Origin of the sequence: Cupriavidus pauculus, from assembly GCF_008801835.1 — a bacterium.
Lineage (GTDB): Bacteria > Pseudomonadota > Gammaproteobacteria > Burkholderiales > Burkholderiaceae > Cupriavidus > Cupriavidus pauculus.
Genome location: NZ_VZOW01000025.1, coordinates 17,103 through 33,841 on the forward strand (window position 1 = coordinate 17,103; position 16,739 = coordinate 33,841).

Genomic DNA, 16,739 nt, shown 5'->3' on the forward strand with positions numbered 1-16,739 from the left:
TTGCGGCTTGATCGAAATCAAGGTGTTCCTGCTGCGAATAGAACAGGCCTTAGGCCATACAGATCCAAGGAGACAACGTTGTCCAATGCAATCGGTTCCCTATCTTCCGCCCCCGTGCTACACCCCGGGAAACTGTCAAACAAGCATCGCAAATTCCTGACGAAGCTGACGGCCGTCATCTCCGGAGGCATGCTGATCGATGGCTTCGTCCTGGGCTGCATCGGGATCGTGATGCCCGCCATCACCAACGACCTGCACCTGTCCGTCGTCTGGCAGGGATTGATTGGCGCATCGGCGCTCATTGGCATCTTCATTGGTGGTCCGCTCGGCGGGTGGCTGGCCGACAAAGTCGGACGACGGCCGATGTTCACGATCGATCTGGCGATTTTCCTGGTAGGTTCCATCGCGCAATTCTTCGTGACGGACGCGCTGCAACTCTTTGCGGTCCGGGTATTGATGGGTATTGCTATCGGTGCGGACTATTCGATCGGTTGGCCCCTGCTTGCGGAATTCTCGCCAGCGCGCCTGCGCGGCAAGTTGCTCGCAGTCCTTGAACTGGCGTGGTACGTGGGATTCCTCGTCTCCTACGCGGTGGGCTACGGCTTGACGGTTGCTCACGCGGCGAGTTGGAACGTGATTCTTGGACTAAGCACGATTCCGACCGTCATCGTTTTCTTGATGCGGCTGGGTACGCCGGAGTCGCCGCGTTGGCTGATGAGCATGGGGCGAACGGCCGAAGCTAGGGCCCTGGCGGCGGAGTATATGGAGCAGGACGAACAAGCGGATTTGCAATCGCAGCCCATCACCGATCAGCAGGGGTTCGGTCGACTGTTCTCGGCCGACTATATCAAGGCCACCATTTTTGTCTCGATCTTCTGGGTATGTAACGTCACCCCATACTTTGCGATCGGTGCATTCGCACCCATTGTGCTGGAACGACTGGGGCTTCAGGAGGGATTGACTGGCGGGTTGGTGCTCAACGGAGTGGCGGTACTCGGGACCGCTATCGCGGTGATGTCGATCGAGCGCGTCGGTCGGCGCAAACTGGCTATTCCGCCGTTCTTCGTTTCGGCCATCGCGCTGCTCTGCGTGGCGCTGTTTTCTCACGGTTCCCCCACGCTCATTCTGGTGTGCTTCTTCACGTTCTCCCTGGTGAACGCGATTTCGACCACGCTGACGGGGGTCTATCCCGGTGAGGTGTTCCCCACGGAAATCCGAGGAGTAGGCGTCGGCTTTGCCACCGCCTTTTCTCGTGTAGGGGCCGCGGCCGGCACCTTTTTGCTGCCGCTGGTCATTGATGGCTTCGGCGTTGGCATGGCATTACTCATTGCCGCGGGTATCTGCCTCTTCGGCGGCATCGTGTCTTACTTCCTGGCACCGGAGACCAAGGGGAAACTACTCAGCGAGGTCTCTGCACCGCAGGGGCGCACCGTGCCGCAACCTGGGTCATGATTGTCGACGAGGCAACGGGCGCTCTGGCGCATCGATGAAGCTCTCCCGCACGCCGCGTGTGGTGCGGCGCTCGCAGCAAGTTGGCATGAGTCGGCGTGCGGCGCGCTCCGGATGACCGGATGCCGACGCGAGGCCTGCGCATGGCATCCGTCATGGGGTGCGTGCTTCCTCGTGCCGACGTCGTCCTGTCCATACCACGCATAACCGAAATCATGATGGCCGTCGCTGACGCAGTCGGGATCATTGGTGTGATCTGCTATCAGATCGCCTATGCAGGCCTGCAATTGAATCGATTGCAACGGGACAGCAAACTGTACTTGGCCCTCAATCTGATCGGTCCCTGCTGCTTGCTGTATTCCCTTGTCTTTCATTTCAACCTCGCCGCGGCGATCAGCCAGTGGTTATGGTTGATGTGGAGCGTGGTGGGTGTGGTCGTCACCGTCCGCACCCGACGACGGCAGCCTGCGCACAGCGGCGAAATGTGTCCGGGACAGGGTAGGCGGTCCGCATTGGGTTCGGACGTGCCGCGGTAGGCGACGGCGGCACCGCGGGCGCCACGCGCGGCGATCGCCCGGCAGGGAAGCCAGACGGCCATCGGCTTACGACAGCAACCGCCGGCGGCTCGCGCCGGCGCGCCCGCGGCCTGCAAGACCTGACTTGTCATTTCCTAATGCCGCCAACGGTGCGGCCTGCAACGCAATCCATTTGGAACTACCCATGAAGAAACAATTCTTTGTGATGGGCATGGCGTGCGCCGTCATGGCGCCCGCCTGGGCTGTCGGCTCAGTGACCCTGTATGGCATCTTGGATGAAGGGGTCAACTACACGAGCAATGTCGGCGGACACAGCCAGGTCGCGCTGGAAAGCGGCTTCCCTCACGGCAGCAGGTGGGGCATAAAGGGCACCGAACCATTGGGCGGTGGACTCCAAACGGTGTTTCAGCTCGAAAACGGCTTCATGGTGGACAACGGCCGCGCAGCCCAGGGGGGCTTGCTGTTCGGCCGGCAGGCCTATGTTGGGATTGTTAGTGATCGATTCGGGACTGTGACGGCGGGTCGGCAGTATGACTTGACGGTGGATTTCCTCTCGCAAACCTCCGCAGCCGGGAGTTGGGGCGGATACATGTTTGGACACCCCTACGACAACGACAACATGGTGTATTCATTTCGGGTGAACAACACGCTGAAATACACCAGTCCGCTGCTGGGTGGGGTCAAGTTCGGCGGCGCCTACAGTTTCAGCAACGACGCAAACTTTGCGAGAAATCGGCAGTTCAGCTTTGGTACGCAATACACGCAGGGTGGCCTGCTGCTGGCGGCTGCCTACCTTCAGGCCAACCAGCCCTCCGCGACGCCCAACGGTGCGATCAACAACGGGGGAGACCAGAATCTGCTCGGCAGTCGGCTGGAGATCTTTGGCGCTGGCGCGACTTATAGCATCGGGGCGTCGACCTTCGGTCTCGTCTACTCGAACACGAACGTGTCCGCGCCCAAAAGCTCGGGGTACGTCGGGCCGATTGTCTCTCCGGCGGGGGCGGCGTCATCCCTGAAATTTCAGAACTTCGAGGTGAACGCCAAATACCAGTTCGCGCCATCTTACTGGCTTGGAGCAATGTACACGTTTACGCGCGCGAGTCTGGCGGCCGGTTCTGGCCGCCAGGATCCGGTCTATCACTCATTTGGGTTCATGGCCGACTATGCATTTTCCAAACGGACCGATATTTATATGCAGGGTGTCTATCAGCGCGTCGCAGGAGACCGCACGGGCACCGTCCTCGATGCAGCCTATGTGACCGGAGCCGCCAACGTGTCCTCTAACCGGAATCAGTTGCTGCTCCGCGCGGCAATCCGCCATTTTTTCTAGGGGTGGCCTTTCCTCGCCAATCACGGGTTACCTCGTCCGAGGAAAGTCCGGCGGTAGGCCTCGGCCTGTTAGGCATGAAAGAGCGAGGCAATCACTGTACGAACCCGGATCGAGCGAGATTTTCCGGGAGGCGTGTGCTTGGCCGCCGCGGATTTTTCCTGAAAGTATGCGAGCCGAGGGCTGCTATCGCTCCATCTAGGCGACGCCTCGCAGGAAGCTGGCAGCGCCACCGTACCTTACGCGGCGAACAGCTGATCTCGAAGGCTGTTTGCCGCTTCCATGACGGCTCGCGGCGTCGACCCGCCGTGTCATCGGAGGGGTGAGTTGTCTTACACATATATCTCCGAGGTGCCAATCGGTGAGCAGCCGCGGGAGTATCGAGGCTGAGCATTCGTTGGCCGCCATCGCTAGCGTCACTTCGATCTTCGGCAGCTACTGTTCAAAAAAGGCGCAAGCCTCGTTTGACTGCACGAGGCAATCGTGTGAGAGTCGAGCATCCGATGGTCCCCGACCCCGGCCGACCGGAAGCGCAAGTAGTGCTGGAAATGTGAGTTCGCGAGTCTACGCTCGTCCCAACCCCTGATCTGCAATGTCCATTCGTACCGCATCACCGGCATTACTGGCGGCTCTGCTTTTCGGCGCAAGCACGCCGCTGGCCAAGGCGCTGACCGGATCGGTTGCCCCGCTCCTGCTGGCCGGACTACTGTATCTTGGTAGCGGCATCGGCCTGGCGCTCGTGCTCGCAATCCGAAGAGTCTGGGCGAAGCCTGATCCGGGAAACGATCATAGCGGTATTCCGCGGGCAGAGGTGCCGTGGCTGATTGGCGCAATCGTTGCGGGCGGCGTAGCGGGGCCAGCGTTGCTGATGAATGGCCTCGTCTCGACCAATGCCGCTTCGGCATCACTGCTGCTGAACGTGGAGGGTGTGTTCACGGCGGTCATCGCCTGGGTGGTGTTGAAGGAGAACGCCGACCGGCAGATTGTTCTGGGGATGATCACGATCGTGGCCGGCGGCTTGCTGCTGTCCTGGCAGCCGGGCAGCCTGCAGATGTCGACTGGCGCGCTGCTTATCGTCGGCGCTTGCCTGTGCTGGGCGATTGACAACAACCTCACCCGCAAGGTGTCCAGCAACGACGCACTGCTCGTCGCCTGCCTGAAGGGGCTTGTCGCGGGACTCTGCAACACGTCGCTCGCCCTGATGCATGGGGCGGAGTTCCCACCAGTCGGTACCGCGGCGGGCGCGCTGATCATCGGATTCGCCGGATACGGTGTGAGTCTCGCCTTGTTTGTGGTGGCGCTGCGGCTATTGGGAACGGCTCGAAGCGGTGCATACTTCTCGGTCGCCCCATTGTTTGGGGTCCTGATCTCGTTTGTGATTTGGCCTGAGGTGCCAGGCTTGGCGTTCTGGTTTGCCGCGGCGCTGATGGCCTTGGGCGTGTGGTTGCATCTGCGAGAGCGGCACGAACACGTGCATACCCATGAGCCATTGGCGCATAGCCACTCGCATCGGCATGACGAGCATCATCAGCATGAGCACGGCTTCTCATGGGATGGCAAGGAACCCCACAGGCACTGGCACGAACACGAGGTAATGGCGCACAAACACCCGCATTATCCAGACATGCACCATCGCCACTTGCACTAATACATCGCGAAGGCCTATGACAGATAGGCCACAATGCGGGTAAATGGCGCGTCGTGCATGGTTGAGCGAAGGTAGTTGACTGGGCTTGCCGACCATGGCCCGCTCGCACCTCGTATGCGAGACCCCAAGTTAGCGCAATAAGCGCCTTTCCAGAGGCTCGCCGGGGGCTGCTTCCTTGCGCAACACGGCAGGGTCAGCGGGGACGATTGCGAAACTAATGCAACAACCTACATTTTGCGCGGGGTTGCTGCACTCAAAAAACCACCCACGGAAAACCCGGCGCTACGCGAGGCATGCCAATCGGCGTCAGAACGGACAGAAACGGTGTCCTTCTCGCCATGCGAACCAATCGCACGGGTAGATGCAATCGCCATCTCGTTCGTGGAAGATCGCGATCATCTCTCGCCGGATGCAGGCTAACAGGTCATCCCGATATGGCCGAGGCACCTCGGCGAGCACGACAAAGCGGCCGCGATCGTCTTTCGTCACCGATCGCCGCGCTGCAATCGCCCATGGGTTAGCGGGGCCATTTGCGACCGGGTTGTGCATCGTTCACTGGTTCAGGGTTGTCGACAGAGCCAAGCGCGCAGGGCAAGCAGGCTGCCGACCAGCGGTGCGATAGAGAGGGCGGGGACGCCGCGGAGGCGGCCGTCCCAGCGCCGCCACGCCTGTAGCGAAGCCTGCGCGGCGCCACGCAGTGGGAGGAAATAAACGCCAGGGGCTTCACGCGCCGCGCGCGATAGCTCGCGTGCCACGGGTGACCACCGAAAATTAGAGCGCATGACGGATCTCTACCGCGCAATCCTGGTTGCGGCACCTGGACGGTGCGATGGCGCTGGCACAACGCGCGGTCCAACAACGTAACGCCTTCTTAATCCACGGCACGGCAGGTGAGAGTGCCAATTACCCGGAGTGGACACCCGCATTTTACGGACCGCTTGGCACGCCCATCCGCCAGGGAAGATCGGGAATTTCTGAGGGAGATTTACTAGGTGCAGCAAAACTGCGCGAACTAGAGGTTGCTGCAGAAAATCCGGCGAGGCCCAGGCTTTCGGGACTTGTGTAAGGGATCGGGAGGATTTGGCACCTCCAACTTCAGCAGCACGTCATGCAGCATTGCACTATGCACTCCGCGCGCGAACGGGAACAGGGACAACGCGCAGGTGCTGGCCGGACCTGGCCCTGCGGCGCAGGGCCAGATTACCGAAAATTGTGCCGCTCGCAATCCTCTAACTAAGGTCCCCCTCCTGCAACAAAGGACGCCGATACGTCTCCGGGATCCGCACTATGAACAAGAATGCCACCAAGAATATGCCAGCCGCATAGTAAGCGGGTGCCAGCCTATTGTGCGTGAGCGCCAACAGATAGGTGCTCAGAAATGGCGCGGTGCCACCGAACAGAGCGTAGGCCGCGTTTACGCTGATCGATGCACAGCTCAGTCGCACACGCGTCGGAAAGAGCTCAAGCAGAGCAATCGGGAGCGGTCCCCAGAACAGGCCGCCAGCGATCGCAATCATGCCCTGTCCCAGATTAGCCGCAGCCAGGCTTCCTTGACCAGCAAGCATATAACCGGGAATCAGCGTAACGATGGATAGCACCAGTGCGCCAAGAAGGACGGGCTTTCGACCGAACCGGTCGGATAAATACCCACCAAGATTCATGGCAAGGAAAGCCAACATCAAGGCAATGCAGTTGGAAATCAAAGCATCGTTGGCACTCAGCTTCGTGGTCGTCGTCAGGTAGGTGACGAAGTAACCGGCCAGAGTGTAGAAGCCCAGACTAGACAGCGCGGAAAGTACGAACGTGAACAAGACCTCCGAGCGATACCGCTTAAGGGTCGCCAGGATGGGCTCGGGAGCGCCGCGCCTAGTCGCCTTCGTAGCCTCGAACGCTGGCGACTCTCCTACTTTCGCGCGAATATAGATGCCCACCAGCGCGAACGGCGCTCCCAGCAAGAAGGGGATGCGCCAGCCCCAGGACGCATAGCGCTCTGGCCCGAGTCCGCTAGTAACGGCCAAGACTACGAGCGCAGCGACGATGGGGCCTACGTTTGCAAAGGAATAGGTGAACGCCACTGCGATGCCGCGGCGCCTCGCTGGCGCATGTTCAGCCACGAAGGAGTTCGATCCGGTCGCCTCGCCAGCCGCTGACAGACCTTGCAGCAGACGACATACCACTAGGAGAACCGGGGCAAAAACACCAATCTGTTCGTAGGTGGGCAGCAGGCCAATCCCGACAGTGGACACCCCCATGATCAGAATGATCGCCGCGAGCGTGGACTTACGTCCGTAGCGATCTCCCAATCGACCAAACACGTAGCCACCGAACAGCCGCATGACAAATCCGACGGCGTAGACGGCAAACGTTGACAGCAATGCGGCGACCGGGTCCGAATGGGGAAAGAACAGTTTCGCCAACATGGTCGCCGAGTACGCATAGACGACGAAGTCATACCACTCGACAAATTGGCCCAGCGCCGCTGAAACGACAACCTTGCGCATCGCGTGCTCGTCCGTACCCGACGGTTGCGCTTGAACACCAGTGATGGAATCAACGTACGCCATTGCGCACCTCGCATTGCTCAGCATTGGTGTCAATAAGCATGTATCGGCGTTGGGATACGCACGGCAGGATCGTTCTGACATACGCCGCGTTCCAATGCACGCCAGCGATCACAGCACCCATAGGATCCACAATCATCGACATCCCGACGGAGTGGGGCGCTGGCTGGCAGCAGGCCACGACGTAACAGGTATTTTCGATAGCACGCGCCCGTGCGAGCGTTTCCCACTGCAAGGCCTTCAGAGGACCAGCTACCCATCCAGAGGCCACGAGCAAGACATCGGCCCCTTTCTCAATCAGCAGCCGGCTCATCTCAGGAAAGCGAAGGTCGTAGCAATTGAGCAGACCAAACTTGATGCCATCGCATTCGAAGACGACCAGTTCCTCGTAGTCCGGCTTGAGCGGAACGCGATCATGCTTCTCGCTTTCCACAAAGTTGAATGCGTCGTAGTGATGCAGCTTGTCGTAGTGAATTGGCGCGGCGCCGTCCGGGCGCAGCAAACTGAGGACGTTACGCGAACGGCCGGCCGTGGACGACGGCAGATAGAGCCCCGCGACAATCGCAACGCGATAGCGCTCAGCGTAGGCCTGTAGCGCCGCCTCAAATACGGCGCTGTGCTGCTGGGCCGCTGCGGCAATCGTCGCCGCAGGTTCAGTGAACTGAAACATCACCGCTTCTGGAAACACTACCAACGACGAGCCGTCATTGTTCGGAAAGTCTGTGCGTTCGGTGGCAGGCAGTGCCGTCCCGAAGAAGCGTTTTTCCACTCTTCTTGCCCATCTGTCGGATCTCCAAAAGCACTTTGCGGATGGCTACAGGCTGTTCGTGGCGGATTTTTCGTACGACAAGGTGATTGACCAGATCGAGGCGGCAAAGGTTGAGGAGATCGGCAAGATCCATAAGGCTTTTTCTGACATCCAGAATCAGATCCTAGGTATTCCTGTTGCGACGGTGATTGTTGCCACTCAGATGAAAGCGGCGGACAAGGTCGGCTACGAGTTCTGGGTAAATACGGCTGTGCTGATTGGGTGCTATGTGTTCGTTCTGCTAAGCGCGCTCATGCTTCGCAATCAGCTCCATACACTGGACACATTGAAGACTGAAATTACGCGAAAGCGCAATCAGATGCTGGACCAGTACAGCGAAGTCGCCGACCTCGTGACGGGCAGCTTCCCCGCTCTCTTTGCTCGGCTTAGGACGCAGCGAATCGCGTTCTACTTTGTCGGGTTCGTTCTCTTCGTCGGACTGGTTTTATCGCACGTGTTGTACTTTGCCCTTACGCAACCTGCGGCGAAGAAGCTAGAGGCCTTGCTTGCCTGTTTCAATGGGTAACCGTAGGGTGCCAATCAGTGCGCGGGGCCGAGCGTGCTCGGAGATTGATGAGTCTATTTGACTCAATTGCGTGGCATTGATTCAGCATGCGCGAACTCATTTAATCGGCGCACACATCAAGGATCTTCTGTATCAAGAGTTCGTAGCATAGAGGGTGCTCAGGAAGTTGACTTCTCTTTTGGTATGTTTCCACCCGATCAGCGTTCCACATGGAAAGAGTTCCAGAGCCTGATCAATGGCAATGTAGTCCGGGAACCTGCCATCAGGACGATGCTTGTTCTGCGATGTCGTCATTAGTACGGTCTGGTCGCGTTCGAGGAAGATTTCGAAGAATTGTTCGCGCGCGACAGGTTCCGTGGGTTTAATGTAGAGCTCGGCCGCGGTCGTGATGCGATTGATGCGGTGTCCACGTTGGATCGTGCGTGGCGGACGTCTGAACTCATGTGCCGCAAATATTTCCAAAGCCTCCCGAGTAATACCGACAACTCGCCACGACCAGGGACGCGATCCCATCAGGCTCGTCATCATCCGATTGGCATCGTTGGCAGTAAATCCCTCCCCATACGCTTTAATTGCCTTGAACTGCGCAACGTAAATGGAGTGCAGTGCTGCCCGGAGTTTGTGATCTTTGTAGATGGATTGCATGGTGGATGAGAGCTCGTTCGTCGTACGCTTGGCGGCACCTCGGTAGGGGTACGACAGCGCCAAGGGGGGCTAACCCGGGGACGCGGATTAATCGTTCGGAGCGTCTCGAAGCTGTCGCATGGGGCGTCCATGGCTGTAATAGTCAAAGTAATGGTCCCCGCCCGCCAAGGCCAAGATGATCCGATGCAGCAATACTGTGAGGAGCTTGTTTTCTCGAATCAGACGAATTGGGTCTTGCGAAGAGGTGCCCGCCCCGTGTGCGGCTCTGTTCCGGTTGCGCCAGGCCGACTTCTCCAGTTCAGTCGTCTGCAGATCGAGGCCGGAGAGAAAGCGCTCCATTAGTACATTCTGTGGTGCGGTATTTAGCCCATTGATCTTCCGATCCAGCAATTCCTTAATCTCCTCCGGAAGATTCGCTTCCTGGATGCAGGCACTCAGATTCTCTCGCAGTTGTTGCCAATCCTTGTTGTTTGTCACGAGACGCGAATCCAACTTGGTCGTGGCACGACCGTACCACGACTTTTGCAAGCCCTCAATCGTTGCGCCCAGATGCGCGGCTGCCATATGCACGGGCGCAGCTAGAGAATGCCAATAATTCCAGAAGACGGTACGCAGGTGATAGGCGTCGTATAGATTCAACAGCGTGGCGAGCTGCTTAGTTAGTCTTTCCTCTGTCAGTTCGGGAATGAACTTCAATCCGAGTGGAGCGGGCAGCCATCCTTGTAGTCGATCCGCTTCCTTGACAAGGGCATGCCCACTACTCGCGCTGAAGGCCACGGGTCGCCAAGCGTCATCGAAGGAAGTCCATCCTAAATAGATGAGGTAGCTACCGAGACAGAACGACAGACGGTCCCGAATCTTCCGCCGAAGTTCGTCATCCGGTGCTCCGATATACAGGATGTAGCCTGGTCTGCGTATGAAATTCGGCTGCGCTCTTGACGTACCTATGACTATGTCGAGGCCGTGAATGCGCAGGTGAACGCATGAGCGTGCGCTACTGCCGGTCTCGTCTGCAGCGGTTTGAATGATGTCTCCGCGCTTGCCTTGCAGCACGCGTGTTGTGCTGGTGACTTCGTTAAAGGTATCGAGATCCGGCCATCCTGCGTTCTTCGGCATGTTCTCGTACCATTCGATCAAATACTTCGCCGGCTTCTTGTTCAAACTTTCCCAGCGGAGTTGATGGCATTGGGATTCTTCCCTTGTCTCTCCGTTGCGATCTCTGTCCCATTTTCGGCTGTGCTGCAGTGGTATGACGCCGCTAGCGATGGCCACTGCTCCACTGTACCCTTCAATTCGGACCTCGTCCTCCGCTTCATAGACGGTGCCTGCGGCTCTTTCCTCGTGTACAGACGCACTGTTTCCGGCAGAGACAGTTTCGAAGACGAGTCGTAATTCATCATCTCTACGAAACGAGAAATGAGCCACAGGTCCATGCAAGGGACCATGGTCTACAACCCCATAGGTACCGTTGTTGAGGATAGCTTCACAGCATTCCCAGTCGAAACAAGTCCCACGGGAATTTTGGTCTATTTTTGGCATTGTCTTCCTGTAGGTCATTTACTTCGCAACCAAACTGGTGGCTGCGTGGGTGGTGCCGGGGAAACCCAGAAGCAGTGAACCAACATCTGCCCAGTTCGTCAGCGGCAATGCCGCGGGCCAGCGGATAGCTTCTACTTTACGACGCGTGCCAGCACAAGGGTTTCGCCGGTTTCCTGTACGCGATGTAGTTCGAGCGAGATCTGTCTACCTTCCGCCTCCATCGGGGAAAAAGACACGATCTCCGATATAGGAAGCTCGGCCCCGAGACGCGAGTAGGTGGAGACCTCATGAACGGGCAATGATGTAGCTTCGATGCGGACGGTTCCTATGAATTCGATCCTGGCTATCTGAATAGGGCCGAGGTTGGTGTCGATGACGTAGCGATCGTCTTCGGGATATTCGGCATTCAATTGCGTTCTTCTTGGCCCGGCGCCAGGCGCAAGTCCTTCATGCAACGATTCGATAGAGGATGCGACGTGCACGAATGCATTTGCCGGGGTCGTACTTACGCCATGTCGAACCGAGCGCAGGAAGGCAGTCGCGCCATTTGCTTGGTTCATCGATTCCCCGAGTGCGGCCAATGTTTCCGCGGTTTGGCCAGGCGCAGGATGCAATATCGCGGACTTCAGATCGTAGGATCTTGTAATCTGAGTAATGGCCTTCATCGACAGCCATGATTCGACATCATCGACTTGCTTGCGTGCCAGGACGCGCAGTTCGATTCCATGACCTTCAGCGAGTGCCACGGCCGCAGGGGCGAAACCCGTTGTTGAGACCGCCGTCACCTTGCCGAAGTTGAAGCGGGTTCGACGACCAATTAGCTGTTCTATCCACGCAGAGGGTGCAGGCCCATGGCTGGGGCGGTCTCGACACTCTAGCAGCCATGTCATTTCGGTACTGCCGAAGCGGCCCGAGACGAAAATGTCGAACTCGGCGACAGGGCTCCCGTCGCTGTCGAAGATTTTCTTGCTTTGCTCGATTGTAAAACCCTCGCCCATGAAGTATTCCTCGATCGTCTTAACAAGACTTTCCAGGCGCTTTCCGTCAGATGGCATGATCGGCCCTTTGAGGATGTCGTTGGTACCTGCACGATTAACGGACGTCATTAAGCTACTGGTTCGTTTCCCCTGCGTCTGGGTCAATATATCGGTGCGTAACGGCGTGCAACTGCATAAGGATAACAAGCTACACGCCCATGGCGTCGTCAGGAATTACGGCGCGCTCCATGCTGCGAGAGTCATACGCAGGCGCATCTTCGCAACAAAGTAGGAGGGTATGGTCCGCAGCGGTCGCGGCAGCGGCAGCCAAGCTTAGGTTTAGCCCCGTAGTGACGGGGCTGACTCATAGAACGTGCGCGGTGACGTCCATATGGGAGCCGTGGTCGCATGGCCCGTCAGTCGAGTCGGTGCAGGCGATGAGGGCGTTGCGTTGGCACGTGGTGAAGAGTCGAGATCACCGCGCCACGCGCGGCGGCAGACCACTGGGTAGCGCCTATTTATGTTAGTCCCCGGCTCACTTGCGGCGAGTAGAGCGCCGGAGGTCTGGCACAAAAGGCTGGTGGTCATCTCGGATATTTTCCTCAGACTTTGTTGTCGGCTAGCTGAGTATCGCATTCCAGTACCATTAGTGTGTGCATGGATTCGACCCGGCGATAACCCGTTGTATGGAATGAACTTTTTCCCTTCTCCATTTTTCTTGTGTGGGTTTCTCAGTCTTTATTGTTTGGGTACATTCGGACGACGCGGCACGACTGGATGCGGCGGCACTGGATCGGACGTACCATCATGTCCGGCTACATTAAGATCCAGCCAGACACCTACCATCCTGCGATGCTTGGGCAGCTGCGGCGATTCATGCTGCAGTTGGATTTCGACGAAGAGCAGCGCGCAACCGCCGCCGGCGAAGCGCCAAAGTTCCGGTTGCTGCCACTCGACCTGATGATCGCAGTTGACGCCATGCAGTCCCTGAATGGTGTGGCAAGGCCGTTCGCGGCGTGGGCCGACCTGCGGAATATACGGACTCGCGGCGTTCGGTACGACATCCCAGATGTGCCGGAGGTCGCGCAGACACCGATTCCTGCGGCGCGTTTTCTGCACGTCGGTGACGACTGGGACGATTCAGCGCCTGATTCGGGGGGGACTGGCCTGCGTGACCCCATGCGGGAAGCGCTAACAGAAGGAAGCTCTTGTGCTTCGGAAATCGTCACGACGGATGACGGCCGCGCCATTCTGGACCTTCCGACAGCGCAGCGGTTTGATGTTGACCCGGAATCCGCAGCTTTCATCGCGGACTTCGAGGTCGATCGTCTGCTGTCGATGCACGACGCTGGTAATGGGCCCGGATCGATTACTGCGGGATACCGTTGGTATGTGCACTACGGTTGTTTGACGCTGTCGCATTCGCAAATGGCAGAGCACGATGAGATAGCGAGACGAACGGCTTTCAAGGACCGGCTCGGTCTTACTGATAGCTATGATGTTCGGGACGTACTCGCCAGATCTGTGCCAGTGGAAGATCTATCGCCCCAGGCGCGAGAAGCTTGGGGCGTCCACGGGATCCACCAGGCCCAGCTCACTCTCTGCTAGCCCTTTACAAAGCCCCGGCGTCGCGAGACGACCGGGGCTTTCTTATTTCGGATTGTGGGATTCCGAAGCATAAATCTTGAAAGCTCGGATAAAACATACCTCTTTTTACGGAAATCTAGAGGCGAGAATGGGAAATAATACGCGAACCTTACTTGGAAGGACCGAAAGCTATGCTCGATGCATTGATGTTCGCGGCTGCCGCTCTGGGTGCTGCGCAAACCGGAGGCGCGGTTCTTGCCTTTGTTGTGGCCGCATATGCGCACATCCCGGTGGTGGGTGGGCTCGTACAGGGGTACGTCGAATATATTGGACCTCTGGGTGCTTCAAGAACAGAAAATGTCCTCGCCGGCCTAGTCGCTTTCCAACTTATCGTACTTCCCGGTAGTGCCATCTACGGCCTGCGTCTTATTTGCAAGGCTGTGCGCCTTTTGTGGACCGACTTTGCCAGCCAGAGACGACCTGCGACCCGCAGTTAAGGGGGGAACGGGCCGATCGAGCTAACGGCGGAACAGACTTCAGCGGTTGCGACCGCCCGGCTGGAGTGCTGACTTCGTTGCTGCATCCATTCCAGTTACCGCTACATCTGGTCACGACATGGCGGGGTCAGCCGGGGCGCAAGGACGATCCGCTGCATGAGACGATGGGTGAAATCACGCACGAGCTACTGGCGCTGATCGGCTTCGTCTCGGAGACAATTCCCGACTCCGCCGACGCGTGGCGAGGGGTATGCGCTGGGAACGGACCCGCGCGCGCCATCGGGTGGCGGAGATCGGAAAGAATATGGGAATCCTCACTTGGATCTAGATGATGAGCGACAGCACAACTATCGTCCCGACTGCAAATAATTCTGTGCAACACGCCCGCTACGAAAGTTTTCGCCTCACTGAGCACGAGACTTCCGCAATACTTCGCGTGGGCCATCCAGCTGGAACCCTCTCGGTCAATCAAGCGGCTGTGGGCGACGCATTGAGGCGCATCCCTACCGCGATCTTCACTGCGACGACGGATATCAGTTCGATACGCGCCGTACGCGGCAAGACAAGCGATGCGGTTCGTCGGAACGCGAACTCGAAGATCTACCTGAAGCCGTGACGCGGGATTGGGAACCTGGCCCCCGTCATCCGTTGACGATTTGAGGAACAAAGCACTCGTGGTTAGATTCCTTCTTCGCCTCGCACGAGGTGACGCATTCTTTTGCGCCGATTCACAACTGTTCTCCCCGGCACGCCGTCGGGCAAAAGATCGTCAAAGAGCGAAACGGACACTCGCTAAGAATCTCTCGCATCTCGAGCCAGTTCGAGTAGGAAAAGCAGAGTCCGTCGCGGTGTGCCCCGACTGGATCGGAATGCCTAAGATCGCCACATGCGGTCCATGGAGCGTTTGCCTTTCGAGACACGTCGCGGTTTCGATCGGTAGCGACTTACGCGTGGTCGGCAACCGGGTCCGTGTAGATGGGACATGGCACTACACACAATGGCGAGTGTCTCGCCAACGGGTGTGGGTCAATGCGGGACTCGCTTTTGCCAAGATGTTGCTCTTGGCCGGTGCAATGTGGACGGGGTGGAAGTTCTCTATAGCCCTACTCGGAGTCTTGTTTGCCCCCTTTTTGAGGGAGACTCAAGACTGGCCGTCCGTCCTGGCGTATGGTGCCGCTGCCCTGTGCCTTATGAGCGCGGAACGAGTCCTTGCTCGCATTCCTAAGGGATTGCCGAGAGTATGGATGACATCCAAATCGGCTCGCGCACCGGCGATGGAGCATGGCGATGGCGGCCAGAGACAGGCGAAATTCCCTGAGCCAGATGTCTGCTTTCCGACGCGAAATGGCTGAAGCCGCGACAGAGGAAACGCCTATGGCAACGCCCAAGATCAAGAAGGTGTTCTACCTGCCGCCTGACTATGGCTTCTTTCCGATGCTCGTCGGATTGGGCGTGGTTGCAGTGGTTGTTCTGTTCTGGCCTCAAGAGCCGCATACGGCGAAATGGTATGCGGAGCATCTCGACGCCGCGCGGGTAGCTCAGACGCAGTGTGCACGCCTAGCGAGTGCTGGCACGCAGCTCTCCGAAAGGATGAAAACAGAGTGCGAAAGCGTTGGCAATGCACTGCACGTAATCAATCAACGCGTGCCGTAACGAGGCTCACAGGTGTTTAGCTCCACCACTCTTGACACACGGAGAAGGAACAATGTTTTTCTGGAACAGAAGAGTTGTCGCGGAAGTACGCAGAATCCTGGGCTGGTCTGGCGGAGGAGTGCACAAGCGAATCGACGAGAATCGAGAGCTACTTGAGCTGCTGCGGGATAAGGCCCCTGAGTTTGTCCAAGAGCACCCTTGGATCGTCAACTGGTTACAGTCTCAAGACGAATTTTTGTCGGAACTTGCTTCGGCTGTGCCAATCATGGAGGGGCGCTTCCTGGCTCAGACTCGCAATCCAGTAGGAGTGTTCCCGCGCCCCTGGCCAGCTGAGATTTTTGCTGGCCACGCGTACACCGTCGACCCGGCACAGGATGGAATGAGCCGTGTTGGGTTGGCTCCCGCGCAGGAGCCGAGCACTCGCCGTTGAGTCGGCGGTCAGAGTAAACGAAAGGCCCGACTGATGCGAGTCGGGCCTTTGTCGTTTTTGAGGATGCGTCGAATTACAGCGCCGCGTCCTTCAACTTCTTCAGCGGACGAACCTTCACCTTAACGGAAGCCGGCTTGGCCGCGAACCATTGGTCCTGGCCGGTGAACGGATTTTTGCCGAAACGCTTCTTGGTCGCCGGCACTTGAATGGCCGACACCTTGAACAGGCCGGGGAATGTGAATTCGCCCGCGCCCTTCTTGTGGATGGCGCTGGTGATCGTGTTCTCGAGGTGGGCAAGCACGGTCTGCACCGTCTTCTTGTCCAATTCGGTCTGCGTAACCAGGTGCGCAAGGAGGCTGGACTTGTTGAACGTGTCCTTCAGCGGCTTTGCCACGGGTGCAGCAGCTGCTTTCTTCGCTGCGGGTGCAGCCTTCTTCGCCGGCGCTGCCGGTTTCTTTGCCGCAGTCTTCGGGGCGGCCGTCTTCTTCGTTGCCATGGAGCTCCTGTTTCGAGAATGCCGGCACCGTGCCGGATCGGCAGAGCTTAGCGAAGATGA

The 16,739-nt window shown here is 58.2% G+C and carries 15 protein-coding genes; 9 read left to right on the forward strand and 6 right to left on the reverse strand.

Translation table 11 applies throughout. The features are described 5' to 3' along the window. Positions 1-78 precede the first annotated feature (78 nt). From F7R19_RS21400 to F7R19_RS21415, 4 genes are all read left to right on the forward strand, one after another. Positions 79-1,452, forward strand: a complete 1,374-nt coding sequence (locus F7R19_RS21400; RefSeq protein WP_227461085.1) for an MFS transporter — start codon at positions 79-81, stop codon at positions 1,450-1,452. Positions 1,453-1,592: 140 nt separating this feature from the next. Then, positions 1,593-1,985 carry a CBU_0592 family membrane protein gene (locus F7R19_RS21405; RefSeq protein WP_150981925.1) on the forward strand — a complete coding sequence of 131 codons (393 nt, stop codon included), beginning with the start codon at positions 1,593-1,595 and terminating at the stop codon, positions 1,983-1,985. 184 nt (positions 1,986-2,169) lie between these two features. Next, positions 2,170-3,315 carry a porin gene (locus F7R19_RS21410; protein ID WP_150981926.1) on the forward strand — a complete coding sequence of 382 codons (1,146 nt, stop codon included), beginning with the start codon at positions 2,170-2,172 and terminating at the stop codon, positions 3,313-3,315. A 589-nt stretch (positions 3,316-3,904) separates the two neighbouring features. Further along, positions 3,905-4,960 (forward strand): DMT family transporter, encoded by a 1,056-nt coding sequence (locus F7R19_RS21415; protein WP_150981927.1) that lies wholly within the window; start codon positions 3,905-3,907, stop codon positions 4,958-4,960. A 1,229-nt stretch (positions 4,961-6,189) separates the two neighbouring features. On the opposite strand, the gene F7R19_RS21420 is transcribed toward F7R19_RS21415, so the two are convergent. Both F7R19_RS21420 and F7R19_RS21425 read right to left on the reverse strand, forming a co-directional pair. After that, complete coding sequence (locus F7R19_RS21420; protein ID WP_170292626.1) at positions 6,190-7,524, reverse strand: MFS transporter; 1,335 nt, start codon at positions 7,522-7,524, stop codon at positions 6,190-6,192. Then, positions 7,511-8,290, reverse strand: coding sequence for a nitrilase-related carbon-nitrogen hydrolase (locus tag F7R19_RS21425; protein WP_150981929.1), 780 nt, complete (start codon positions 8,288-8,290; stop codon positions 7,511-7,513). Before F7R19_RS21425 ends, F7R19_RS21420 begins: the two co-directional genes overlap by 14 nt. Here F7R19_RS21425 and F7R19_RS21430 point away from each other — a divergent pair. Continuing rightward, positions 8,244-8,855 (forward strand): hypothetical protein, encoded by a 612-nt coding sequence (locus tag F7R19_RS21430; RefSeq protein ID WP_150981930.1) that lies wholly within the window; start codon positions 8,244-8,246, stop codon positions 8,853-8,855. The genes F7R19_RS21425 and F7R19_RS21430 overlap by 47 nt on opposite strands. Before the next feature lie 132 nt (positions 8,856-8,987). On the opposite strand, the gene F7R19_RS21435 is transcribed toward F7R19_RS21430, so the two are convergent. From F7R19_RS21435 to F7R19_RS21445, 3 genes are all read right to left on the reverse strand, one after another. Then, on the reverse strand, positions 8,988-9,500 hold the full coding sequence (locus F7R19_RS21435; protein WP_150981931.1) for a hypothetical protein: 513 nt from the start codon (positions 9,498-9,500) through the stop codon (positions 8,988-8,990). 87 nt (positions 9,501-9,587) lie between these two features. Continuing rightward, positions 9,588-11,057 (reverse strand): hypothetical protein, encoded by a 1,470-nt coding sequence (locus tag F7R19_RS21440; protein ID WP_150981932.1) that lies wholly within the window; start codon positions 11,055-11,057, stop codon positions 9,588-9,590. A 113-nt stretch (positions 11,058-11,170) separates the two neighbouring features. Next, positions 11,171-12,145 (reverse strand): hypothetical protein, encoded by a 975-nt coding sequence (locus tag F7R19_RS21445; protein ID WP_150981933.1) that lies wholly within the window; start codon positions 12,143-12,145, stop codon positions 11,171-11,173. Positions 12,146-12,823: 678 nt separating this feature from the next. Between F7R19_RS21445 and F7R19_RS30250 the strand changes: the two genes are divergently transcribed. The 4 genes from F7R19_RS30250 to F7R19_RS21460 all read left to right on the forward strand — a co-directional run bounded on the left by F7R19_RS30250 (position 12,824) and on the right by F7R19_RS21460 (position 16,183). After that, positions 12,824-13,624, forward strand: coding sequence for a hypothetical protein (locus tag F7R19_RS30250; RefSeq protein WP_194946607.1), 801 nt, complete (start codon positions 12,824-12,826; stop codon positions 13,622-13,624). A gap of 170 nt (positions 13,625-13,794) precedes the next feature. Then, the gene (locus tag F7R19_RS29840) at positions 13,795-14,100 is read left to right on the forward strand and encodes a hypothetical protein (protein ID WP_170292628.1); all 306 of its coding nucleotides are present in this window, start codon (positions 13,795-13,797) and stop codon (positions 14,098-14,100) included. 1,374 nt (positions 14,101-15,474) lie between these two features. Continuing rightward, positions 15,475-15,753 (forward strand): hypothetical protein, encoded by a 279-nt coding sequence (locus F7R19_RS21455; RefSeq protein ID WP_150981934.1) that lies wholly within the window; start codon positions 15,475-15,477, stop codon positions 15,751-15,753. Positions 15,754-15,805: 52 nt separating this feature from the next. Beyond that, a complete protein-coding gene (locus F7R19_RS21460) occupies positions 15,806-16,183 on the forward strand; it encodes a hypothetical protein (RefSeq protein ID WP_150981935.1) in 378 nt (125 codons plus the stop codon). Between the two features lie 73 nt (positions 16,184-16,256). On the opposite strand, the gene F7R19_RS21465 is transcribed toward F7R19_RS21460, so the two are convergent. After that, positions 16,257-16,679, reverse strand: a complete 423-nt coding sequence (locus F7R19_RS21465; RefSeq protein ID WP_150981936.1) for an HU family DNA-binding protein — start codon at positions 16,677-16,679, stop codon at positions 16,257-16,259. Positions 16,680-16,739: the final 60 nt, after the last annotated feature.

Excerpts from the sequence above, each read along its gene's own strand:
- F7R19_RS21405 (WP_150981925.1), top strand. The coding sequence starts at position 1,593 with ATGGCATCCGTCATGGGGTGCGTGCTTCCTCGTGCCGACGTCGTCCTG.
- F7R19_RS21410 (WP_150981926.1), top strand. The coding sequence starts at position 2,170 with ATGAAGAAACAATTCTTTGTGATGGGCATGGCGTGCGCCGTCATGGCG.
- F7R19_RS21415 (WP_150981927.1), top strand. The coding sequence starts at position 3,905 with ATGTCCATTCGTACCGCATCACCGGCATTACTGGCGGCTCTGCTTTTC.
- F7R19_RS21420 (WP_170292626.1), bottom strand. The coding sequence starts at position 7,524 with ATGGCGTACGTTGATTCCATCACTGGTGTTCAAGCGCAACCGTCGGGT.
- F7R19_RS21435 (WP_150981931.1), bottom strand. The coding sequence starts at position 9,500 with ATGCAATCCATCTACAAAGATCACAAACTCCGGGCAGCACTGCACTCC.
- F7R19_RS21440 (WP_150981932.1), bottom strand. The coding sequence starts at position 11,057 with ATGACCTACAGGAAGACAATGCCAAAAATAGACCAAAATTCCCGTGGG.
- F7R19_RS21445 (WP_150981933.1), bottom strand. The coding sequence starts at position 12,145 with ATGACGTCCGTTAATCGTGCAGGTACCAACGACATCCTCAAAGGGCCG.
- F7R19_RS30250 (WP_194946607.1), top strand. The coding sequence starts at position 12,824 with ATGTCCGGCTACATTAAGATCCAGCCAGACACCTACCATCCTGCGATG.
- F7R19_RS29840 (WP_170292628.1), top strand. The coding sequence starts at position 13,795 with ATGCTCGATGCATTGATGTTCGCGGCTGCCGCTCTGGGTGCTGCGCAA.
- F7R19_RS21455 (WP_150981934.1), top strand. The coding sequence starts at position 15,475 with ATGGCAACGCCCAAGATCAAGAAGGTGTTCTACCTGCCGCCTGACTAT.
- F7R19_RS21460 (WP_150981935.1), top strand. The coding sequence starts at position 15,806 with ATGTTTTTCTGGAACAGAAGAGTTGTCGCGGAAGTACGCAGAATCCTG.
- F7R19_RS21465 (WP_150981936.1), bottom strand. The coding sequence starts at position 16,679 with ATGGCAACGAAGAAGACGGCCGCCCCGAAGACTGCGGCAAAGAAACCG.